Here is a 9,860-nt window from a genome sequence, read left to right on the forward strand (position 1 = left end):
CTCGTTGCACGAATTGGAGATCGCTCTGACCAGCACCCGGGAAGGCCTTCCCGCCGACCATCGCCCGCACGACGGCCACGCCGGCCTCGCCGCCGTCCTGTTCGACATGGACGGCACCCTCGTGCACAGCGAGGAGACCTGGCTCGAGGCCGAGATCGCGGTCACCGCGGAGCTGGGCGGTGTCTGGACACCGGAGGACCAGGCGAGGAACGTCGGCGGCCCGATCGACAAGGTCGCCCGGGTGATGCTGGAGAAGGCCGGGCGCACCGACGTCCCGGCCACCGAGGTCGCGCGGCGGTTGAACGCCGAGGTCGAGCAGCGGCTGCGCACCGGGCCGGTGCACTGGATGCCCGGGGCGAAGGCCCTGCTCGACGAGGTCAACGGGCGGGGCGTCCCCTGCGCGCTCGTGTCCGCGTCCTACCGCCGGCTCGTCGACGCGGTGCTCTCGGCCGTCGGCGCGGAGCACTTCGCCTTCAGCATCGCCGGTGACGAGGTGCCCAACCTCAAGCCGGCGCCGGACGCCTACCTCGAGGCCGCGCAGCGCATTGGCGTCCCCATCGAGCGCTGTGCCGTGCTCGAGGACTCGCCGACGGGCGTACGTGCCGGCGAGGCCTCCGGAGCCGTCGTCGTCGCGATCCCGAGCGTCGTGGCGATCGAGCCGGCCCCGACCCGGACCGTGGTCACCACGCTGGAGGACGTGGACGTGGCGTACCTCGACCGGCTGGTGCGCGAGCGCCAGGGCTGACGAGCGCCGCCGTCAAGGCGCCGGTGGGGGAGCGCCCCGGTGCCCGACGGCACGCTCGCGCGCGCGGCCCAGCAGCAGCCGGGCTGTGGAGTTCCAGAAGTGGGCCGCGGTGAGGTAGGCCCCGAGGACGGCGATGACGCCCAGCGCGACGTCGACGCTGACCCGTCCCTCGCGCGTCCAGTAGACGTCGCTGAGGTTGAGCAGCAGGGCGTACTCGTCCACGACGAGCGCACAGCCGATGCCGTACGCCGCGCCGAGCCAGGGGTTGTACCTCGGGGTGTCGACGATGAGCGAGACCAGCCCGACGCCCATGAGCACCGCGATGCCCCACACGTAGTGGTGCAGGTGGGCGCCGCCGACGCTGACGTCGCGGAACGGCCCGAAGTCCTCGTGGATCGCGTACGTGAGGGCGCGCAGCAGGCCGAAGGTGGCGGCGAAGGCCAGCCAGGCCATGAGCAGTGACCGGTGCGTCCGGTCGACCTCCTCCGCGTAGGCGGTGGAGATCTGGCGAGCCAGGCCCGTCCGGTCGTCCTGGGGCGGCGCGGGCTCGCGGTGGGACACGGGCCCGACGGTAGACGACGAGTCCGAGCGGCCCCGCCGGGGCGTGCCGGCAGTCGGCTTCCCGGCCTCCCGCGACCGCGTCTGCGGAACCACCCGTGGGTCGCGCGAAAGCCTCGACCGCCGGGACCGGTTCGTGCTCCGGTCCCGGCGGCCGAGGCTTCTGCAGCGCGCGGGCTGCCGTGCTCGACGTCGAAGGTCAGCCGCCGTGGCCCTCGTGGCCCGCGTGTGCGTCCTCGTCGCCTCCGCCGGGGACGTCGCTCTGGCTGATCGTCGGCGACCCCGCGACCTGGGCCTTCGCGGGCTCGCTGCCTCCGTGCGCGGCGTGCCCGCCGGCGGACATCATCATGGCGGCCATCTCGCGGTGGTTCGCCATGTGCTCGGTGTGCCCGGGCGGAGGCGTCCCGTCGGCGTTGTTGACGGTGAAGATGCCGATCATGCCGCCGTCGGAGTGGAACTGGACGTGGCAGTGGTACATCCACGTGCCCGGCCCGACGTGCTCGCCGGCGATGATCTGGAAGCCGAACGACTCGCCGGGGCCGGTGGTGCGGTTGTCGATGACCGAGGTGCGGTCGTCGTCGCCGGAGAGCAGGCCCGTGCGGTTGTCGGCCCACCGATGAGCGTGGGTGTGGAACGTGTGGAACGACGCGACACCGTGGGTGATCATGATCCACTCGACCCGCTGGCCGAGATTGGCCGAGTAGTTGATCGAGTCCGGCACCGCCGAGTTGTTGATGGTCAGCTCGTTGAAGACCGTGACGAACTGCTTCTCCGGCAGCGGGTCGCCCGGACGGCGCACGACCAGCGCGCCATAGAGCCCGCGGGTGATGCCGTCGGTGCCGTGCGCCGTCCCGACCGCGTGGTCGTGGTAGTGCCAATACCCTGCCGACCCCGGCTCCCACGTGCCGTCCGCGCGCTTGGTGGGAGCGTGCGTGCGCCACACGTAGGTGTGCCGTGCGCCCGCTGCCACCACGGACCCGTTGGCCGGCGTCCCGTCGTCGGCCGCCGGCACGTCCACGCCGTGAGCGTGCAGCGACACCGTCAGCGACGTCGTGTTGACCAGCGTCACGCGGATCTCGTCGCCCTCGATCGCCTCGATCGTGGGGCCGGGGATGCTCGCGTTCTCGGGAGTGGTGCCGTAGGCGAGCCGGTTGCCCGGCCCCGCCACGGCGTACAGCGTCACCTCGCGGACGGTGCCTCCGGCACCCGCCCGCGGCACGGTCCCGAGCGGCCTCGGGTCCTCCTGGTCGTCACCGATCGCCAGGCCCGGACGGAGCACGACGGCCGCGGCCGCCGTACCCGCGAGCCCGCCGAGCAGGGCGCGCCGCCCGACGCGCTCACCGCCGGTGCGGTCCGCGCCGCCGCCGTCCACGGCGTTCTCCAGGTCCGTCGCCGACATCAGCGGCCGCCCTCGGCGGCGTCGAGGGCACCGAGCTCGGCGATGAGGGCCTGGGCGTCCCGCAGGAGCACGGAACGGACCTCCGCGTTGCTGCGCACCTGGTTCTCGACCCGGCTGATGAACTGCTCGAGCAGGCTGATCGCGCCGGACTCGCTGCCGGACGTGGCCTTGCCGGCCGCCCGCGTCACGCGGTCCAGCAGCCCCGCTCGCGTCGTCTCGCTCATGGGCAGGCTGGTGACCAGGGCCTGCAGGTCCGCGAACGACGTCTTCGTCGTGAAGCGCACGGTCGTGGTCGTGTCGCCGCCGGTGCCCTTGCCCACCACGACCAGCTCGTGCTGCCCCAGCGGCAGCGTCCACAGCCGGAGCGCCGCGCCGTTCTCCAGCGGCTGGCCGTCGAGCGTGGCCGAGCTCGCCCCCGTCGCGGCCCCACCGGTCACGGTCCAGCTGACGGTCTTCGTGAGGGAGTCGCCGTACGTCTCACCGTCCGCGATGCCGGTGACGGTCACCACCGGGGCGGGGCTCTCCAGCACGTCGAACCAGCCGTAGACGCCGCGGTCCCAGAACAGCGCGACGTGCGTGTGGTACTCGAAGCGGCCGGGGCCGACGCGCTCTCCGGCGATCACCTGGAAGCCGAAGGAGTCGGCCGGGCCGACCGTGCGGGTGTCCACGATCTGGGCGCCGTCGTCCGGGCCCGAGATCAGGCCGGTGCGGTTGTTGGCCCAGCGGTGGCCCTTGAGCGAGAACGTGTGGAAGGAGTTGCCGTGGGCGATGACGACCCACTCCACGCGCTGGCCCTGCCGGGCGGTGAAGGTGGGGGTGTTCGGCGCGACCTTGTTGTTGATGTTCGCGTCGTTGATGACCACGATGTTCTGCACGTCGGGCAGCGGGTCGCCCGCGCGCCGGACGATCAGCGCTCCGTACAGGCCGCGCCGGATGCCCTCGGTGCCGTGGGCGCTGCCGTTGAGCGCGTGGTCGTGGTAGTGCCAGTAGCCGGCGCTGCCCGGCGTGTAGACCCCGTCCGCACCCATGCCGCCCTCGTGGCTGCGCCAGATGTAGGTGCGCTCCTCGCCAGCCGGGATCGCGGTGTTGGTCTGCAGGCTGCCGTCGCTCTGGATGTCGTAGTCGACCCCGTGCGGGTGCGCCGACATGACCCGTCCGGTCTGGTTGATGACGCGCAGCCGAAGGGTGTCGCCCTCGACCATCTCGAGCGTCGGACCGGGGATGCTCGCGGTCTCGGGGGTGTAGCCGTAGGCGAAGTTGCCGTCCGGCAGGGCCACGGCGTAGATCGTCACGTCGAGGGTCCGGCCTCCGACGGCCGCTTGGCCCTTCTTGACCGAGACGTCCTGCGCGGCCGCGGTCACCTTGGGGACCGCCACAGCAGCCGCCGCGGTGCCGACGATGCCCGCGAGCAGGGCCCGGCGGGCGAAGCGGTCAGTGCGCACCGGGGGAACGGCGGTGTCTTCCATGAGCGGGGGCTCCTCGTCATTGAGAGCGGTTCTGCAAGCGGGAAGTGATCGCCGACGCAACGGGGTCAGCGGCCGAGGGCTTGATCGGATCGGCGGGCGGGATCGGCGCCGGGACAAGGGAGTCTAAGCGCCCGCGACGAGATCGTCGCGCACGCCGCCGAAACCGCGAAGAATGTTAGAGCGAAGCCTACTTCCTGATTCCGAGGTCCGTGATGCGGTGGGCCGCACCCGGGGGCATGCCGGCTCCCGGCACGGCCCGGGTGGCCGACCGTCCGAAACGATGCGGCCCGTCGTCCCGATCGTCAAGCCCCGACCACCCCCCGCGGACGTGACGACGGGCACTCGGCCCCCGGGGCGGACGGCATGTCGCGCCGCCCGGCCAGAGCCTCCGGTCACGATCGGATAACGCCAGCGTCTGCGTGAAACCGGCCTGTTTACACGACTCTCAGGTTCTCGTTATGTTCCGCATGACGTACGACAACGTCGTCAGTCACGTCGCACGGTCCTGGGCCCGTCAGGCCCAGGCCTTGTGCTGCGTGCACGCCGCTCGCGACCTCAACGAGGAGAGTCAATGCACGTGCGTGTACGGCGCTGGGTGACCCTGGGCATGGGGTCACTCCTGGCGCTATCCGTGGCAGGCCCGCCAAGTGCAGAGGCCGCCACCGCTCAGGCAACCGTCAAGGCGGCGGCTGCCGCCGCCGTCGTCCCCAACGTCCTCGTCTTCCACGGTGCCGCGGCCCAGCAGGACGACCCGGTGGCCCAGGCGGTCACCACCCTGCAGGGCCTGGGCACCGCGAACGGCTTCGCCGTCGAGGCATCGTCCGACCCGTCGGTCTTCACCGCCGCCAACCTGGCGAAGTACCGCAGCGTCGTCATGCTCTCCGCGGAGGGCGTGACACTGTCGGAGGCGCAGGAGGCCGCCCTCCAGGCCTACATCCGGGCCGGCAACGGCTTCGTCGGCATCCGCGACGCCGCAAAGGTCCAGAAGGACTCGGCGTGGTTCACCGGTCTGATCGGCGCTCGTCCGGCCGGCATCGCCCGGACGCCGGAGGCCGCCGAGTCGGTGACCGCGAGCACGCCGAGCCCGGCGAACGAGACCGCGGTCAACCTCATCGACAACAACACCTCCACCAAGTGGCTGGTGTTCGCGCGGACCGGCGTCATCACGGTGAAGCTGAAGGCGCCCACCGTCGCGTCCGGCTACGCGATCGGCTCGGCCAACGACTCGGAGGACCGCGACCCGCAGAACTGGACGATCCAGGGCTCGACCGACGGCAACACCTGGGTCGACATCGACAGCAAGACGGGCCAGGACTTCCCGCAGCGCTTCCAGATGCGGTCGTTCGCCCTCGCGGGCAACACCCAGTCCTTCCAGTGGTACCGGATGAACATCACCGCCAACAGCGGTGCCGCCGAGACCCAGCAGTCCGAGTTCCAGATCTTCGGCCCCGAGCCGACGGGCCCGCCGCCCACGGTCCCCGCCCAGCAGGCAGTCGTCGAGCTCGTGGACCGGCAGCACCCGGCGAACGCGGGCCTGCCGCTGACGTGGACCAGGACCGACAAGTGGACCAACTGGGCCGACAACCCGGTGGGCACGGTCCACACGGTGGCGCAGGTCCGCGAGGCCAGCTACACCCCGGGTGACGGCGCCAACGGTGCCTTCCACCCGATCTCCTGGTGCCGTGACTACGACGGCGGCCGCTCCTTCTACACCGGCATGGGCGGCACCGCGGCGAGCTACTCCGAGGAGGGCTTCCGCAGCCACCTCAAGGGCGCGCTGCTCTGGGCGACCGGCATGGTGCGCGGCGACTGCAAGGCCACGATCGGCTCCAACTACACGATCGAGCGCCTGACCGCGACCAACCAGCCCAACCAGCTCGACCAGATCGGTGAGCCGCACGGCCTCACGATCGCGCCGAACGGCAAGGTCTTCTACGTCGGCAAGGCGGCCTGCCGCACCGCGCCGATCAACGACTGGAACAACCCCAACCACGGCCTCGGCTGCGGCACCATCCACGAGTACGACCCGACGACCAAGTCGGTCAAGCTCCTGACGACGCTCGCCGTCATGGGCCACCGCGGCGGCGGCACCGAGCTCCAGAAGAACGAGGAGGGCCTGCTCGGCATCGTGCCGGACCCCAAGTTCATGGAGAACAACTGGCTCTACGTCTACTGGATGCCGCACGAGACGGTCGACCGCGTGCGCCACGTCGGCAAGCGCACCGTCTCGCGCTTCACCTACGACCCGGCCAACCGGACGATCGACCAGTCGACCCGCAAGGACATCCTGCAGTGGGAGACCCAGGTCCACAGCTGCTGCCACGCGGGTGGCGGCATGGCGTTCGACGCCAAGGGCAACCTCTACATCGGATCGGGTGACTCCAACTCCTCCGGTGGCTCGGGCGGCTACTCCGGCAACAACTGGACCGCCGAGTTCGCCGGCATCTCGTTCCAGGACGCTCGCCGCACCTCCGGCAACACGAACGACCTGAACGGCAAGATGATCCGCATCCACCCGGAGGCGGACGGCACCTACACGATCCCCGAGGGCAACCTCTTCACGGGCAACGAGGAGGGCGGCGGCAAGACCCGCCCGGAGATCTACGTCATGGGCGTGCGCAACATCGCGCGCCTGCAGGTCGACCCGGACACCCAGTGGGTGACCACCGGCTGGGTCGGCCCGGACGCGAACGACCCGAGCCCGATCTGGGGCCCGGCGAAGTACGAGACCGCCACGATCATCACCTCGGCGGGCAACCAGGGCTGGCCGTTCTGCATGGGCAACAAGCAGCCCTACCGCAACCGCAGCAACACCGACGCGAGCATCCCGACCAACTGGTACGACTGCGACAACCTGGTCAACGACTCGCCGCGCAACACCGGCCTGCGCAACATCCCGCCGGCACGCACCAACATGATCTGGTACGCCCCCTCCGGCGGTGGCCCGGTCTTCCCGACGCGCGAGGTCGACGGGCGCCAGATCCCGACGTACGACCTCAAGGACGTCGTGCACACCCAGCCGTACCTGCGTGGTGGCGGCCAAGCCGTCATGTCCGGCCCGACCTACCGCCAGTCGCAGGTCGACCCGAACAGCACGGTCAAGTGGCCGTCCTACTGGGAGGGCAAGTGGCTCATCGGTGACTACCAGAGCTCGGGCAACCGCATCGCGGTCACCGTCGACCCGTCGAAGGTCGCGGAGCAGGCCCCGCCTGCCTTCGCCGAGGACATCCGCAGCATCATCCGCCCCGGCAGCACCGGCACCACGCTGCAGAACTGGATGGACGCCAAGTTCGGCCCCGACGGTGCGCTCTACATGCTCGACTACTCGACCGGCTTCTTCAGCCTCACGAACAACCAGAAGCTGATCAAGATCTCCTACACCGGTGGCGAGGCGACCCCGGTCCCGTCGGCCCTGAACCGGGCCAGCGCGACGGACTCGCGGACCATCGAGTTCACCGGCGCCCGCTCCGGCGGCGTGATGTGGGAGTGGAGCTTCGGTGACGGCTCGACCTCGACCGAGGCGAACCCGACCCACACCTACGCCCAGAACGGCGACTACACGGCCACCCTCAAGGTGACCTACGCCGACGGCACCTCCGAGACGGTGACCACCAAGGTCAGCATCGGTGGCTACGTGCCGCTGTTCGACGGCAGCGCCGCGAGCTTCTCCCAGTGGGCGCAGGCCGGCCCCGGCCAGTGGACGCTGACGCCGGAGGGCACGATCCGCAGCTCCGGCGGGCTGGGCATGCTGTGGTACCCGCAGCACCAGTTCAAGGACTTCTCGCTGAAGCTGCAGTTCAAGGACGTCGCGACGGGCAACGCGCGCGCCAACAGTGGCGTGTTCGTCCGGTTCCCCGACCTGCGGACGCCGCTCGCGCAGCGTCCGGAGTGCGGCAGGACCGGGTCCGCCGCCACCCAGCCGGCGTGGATCGCAATCTTCTGCGGTCACGAGATCCAGATCTACGACGGCGCCACGGGTGAGGTGCAGAAGACCGGGTCGGTCTACAACTTCGACCAGGTCAACAGCCTCGAGCAGGCGGGTGCCACTCCGAAGGGCGAGTGGAACGAGTACGAGATCCGCGTCGTGGGCCAGCACTACACGATGATCCGCAACGGCGTGGTGATCAACGAGTACGACAACACCCCCGGCAAGACGTCCTCGCGCGCCGGTGACCCGCCGACCGCGCTGCGCCAGTTCGTCGAGGGCTACATCGGCCTGCAGAACCACGGCAACACCGACGTGATCGAGATGCGCGACATCGAGATCAAGCCGCTGAACGTCGAGTTCTCCTCGATCGACACGACGCTGGACATCTACCGGACCCTCGACCGGCTCGCCGGCCACGTCGACACCAGCCTGCGGGACCGGCTCGACCGGGCCGAGAAGGCGGCTGCTGACGGCAGCGAGGCCCGGACCATCGGCTTCCTGCAGCAGTTCGTCGCCCGGGCCAAGAACCAGGTCAAGGGTGACGCGCAGGACATCGAGGTGCGCGACCAGCTGGTCGCGATGGCCGAGGAGCTCATCGCGAAGTACCAGGCGATGGACGACGCGGAGAACGGCCAGCGATAGCACCTTCACTCGCTGATCCCTGAGCACGACGCGAGGAACCAGAGCCGGTTCGGTGCGCTCCACGCACCGAACCGGCCCTGGTCGTCATACGGTTCATTTCGACAATCGATTACGTGCAGCGACGGGTCCGCCTGCTCTGCCCGATCGAACGCCACGCCTGCTCGCAAGGCGTGTATTCGTCCCCCGGTTCCACGAGGAGCAACAGATGCGTGCACCAACACGCAACCGATGGCGAGCAGCCGTCTCCGTCGCCGTGGCAACAGCGCTGGCAGGGGTCCTCCCCGCAACTGCCTATGCGCAGCCCGCGGACGACGCCGGACGGCCGTCGTCATCGGTCGCGACTTCATCCCTACCCCCGACGCCCGAGGCCGCGGACGACGGGGCAACGGACCACAGGTCGATGGACCACTCGGCCATGGGCCACTCGGCCAAGGGATCCGCGAGCTCGGGGGCGAAGGACGCCGACATCGCGGGCGCCGAGGCGCAGGTCCTGACCTGGGTCACGGACGACCGGATCCTCTATCTCGAGGAGCCGACGGGGGCGGTCGCCGGGCCGACGACGATCGTGCTCGACAACACACGCGCCGTGGGCATGCCGCACACGGTCACCTTCGAGGCGTTGGACATCAACGTCTACGCGGCTCCCGGCGAGCGCGTCAGCCAGGAGTTCAACCTGCCGGTCGGCAGCTGGAAGTACTACTGCGTCATCCCCGGCCACCAGTTCGCCATGCAGGGGACGTTGGTCGTGACGGGCGGCGGCACACCCACCGACACCACCGCGCCGACGGTCTCGGCGGCGCTCGCCGGGCCGCAGTCCGGCGGCAACTACACCGGCCCGGTGACGGTCACGCTCAACGCGCAGGACAACGCCGGCGGGTCCGGCGTCGCGTCGGTCGAGTACTCGATCGACAACGGCGCCTTCACCGCGTACACCGCGCCCTTCACCGTCTCCGCCCAGGGCGCGCACACCGTGCGCTACCGGGCGACCGACGTGGCCGGCAACGTCTCGCCGATCGGGACGAGCAGCTTCACGATCGTGGCGCCGACCCCGACGGACACGACGGCTCCGACCGTGACCGCCGCGCTCGCCGGGCCGCAGTCCGGGGGCAACTACACCGGCCC

General features: G+C 70.5%; 5 protein-coding genes and 1 pseudogene. 3 read left to right on the forward strand and 3 right to left on the reverse strand.

Annotation, left to right across the window (positions count from 1 at the left end):
- The first annotated feature begins 13 nt into the window (after positions 1–13).
- Positions 14–745, forward strand: a complete 732-nt coding sequence (locus G9H71_RS10545) for an HAD family hydrolase (RefSeq protein ID WP_231134555.1) — start codon at positions 14–16, stop codon at positions 743–745.
- 12 nt (positions 746–757) lie between these two features.
- Here the strand turns inward: G9H71_RS10545 and G9H71_RS10550 are convergent, their stop codons facing one another.
- From G9H71_RS10550 to G9H71_RS10560, 3 genes are all read right to left on the reverse strand, one after another.
- Positions 758–1,306 (reverse strand): hypothetical protein, encoded by a 549-nt coding sequence (locus tag G9H71_RS10550; protein ID WP_166281498.1) that lies wholly within the window; start codon positions 1,304–1,306, stop codon positions 758–760.
- Positions 1,307–1,502: 196 nt separating this feature from the next.
- The gene (locus tag G9H71_RS10555; protein WP_166281500.1) at positions 1,503–2,702 is read right to left on the reverse strand and encodes a multicopper oxidase domain-containing protein; all 1,200 of its coding nucleotides are present in this window, start codon (positions 2,700–2,702) and stop codon (positions 1,503–1,505) included.
- Positions 2,702–4,168 carry a multicopper oxidase domain-containing protein gene (locus G9H71_RS10560; RefSeq protein WP_166281502.1) on the reverse strand — a complete coding sequence of 489 codons (1,467 nt, stop codon included), beginning with the start codon at positions 4,166–4,168 and terminating at the stop codon, positions 2,702–2,704. The genes G9H71_RS10555 and G9H71_RS10560 overlap by 1 nt, the downstream gene beginning before the upstream one ends.
- 571 nt (positions 4,169–4,739) lie before the next feature.
- On the opposite strand from G9H71_RS10560, the gene G9H71_RS10565 reads away from it, so the two are divergent.
- Together G9H71_RS10565 and G9H71_RS25515 are read left to right on the forward strand one after the other, a co-directional pair.
- The gene (locus tag G9H71_RS10565; protein WP_407939717.1) at positions 4,740–8,738 is read left to right on the forward strand and encodes a ThuA domain-containing protein; all 3,999 of its coding nucleotides are present in this window, start codon (positions 4,740–4,742) and stop codon (positions 8,736–8,738) included.
- A gap of 763 nt (positions 8,739–9,501) precedes the next feature.
- Positions 9,502–9,860, forward strand: a pseudogene (locus G9H71_RS25515) (OmpL47-type beta-barrel domain-containing protein); the annotation flags it as partial.

Source organism: Motilibacter deserti (genome assembly GCF_011250635.1).
Lineage (GTDB): Bacteria > Actinomycetota > Actinomycetes > Motilibacterales > Motilibacteraceae > Motilibacter_A > Motilibacter_A deserti.

Bases quoted from the DNA above. Each gene is read 5' to 3' on its own strand.
- G9H71_RS10555 (WP_166281500.1), bottom strand. From the start codon at position 2,702: ATGTCGGCGACGGACCTGGAGAACGCCGTGGACGGCGGCGGCGCGGAC.
- G9H71_RS10560 (WP_166281502.1), bottom strand. From the start codon at position 4,168: ATGGAAGACACCGCCGTTCCCCCGGTGCGCACTGACCGCTTCGCCCGC.
- G9H71_RS10565 (WP_407939717.1), top strand. From the start codon at position 4,740: ATGCACGTGCGTGTACGGCGCTGGGTGACCCTGGGCATGGGGTCACTC.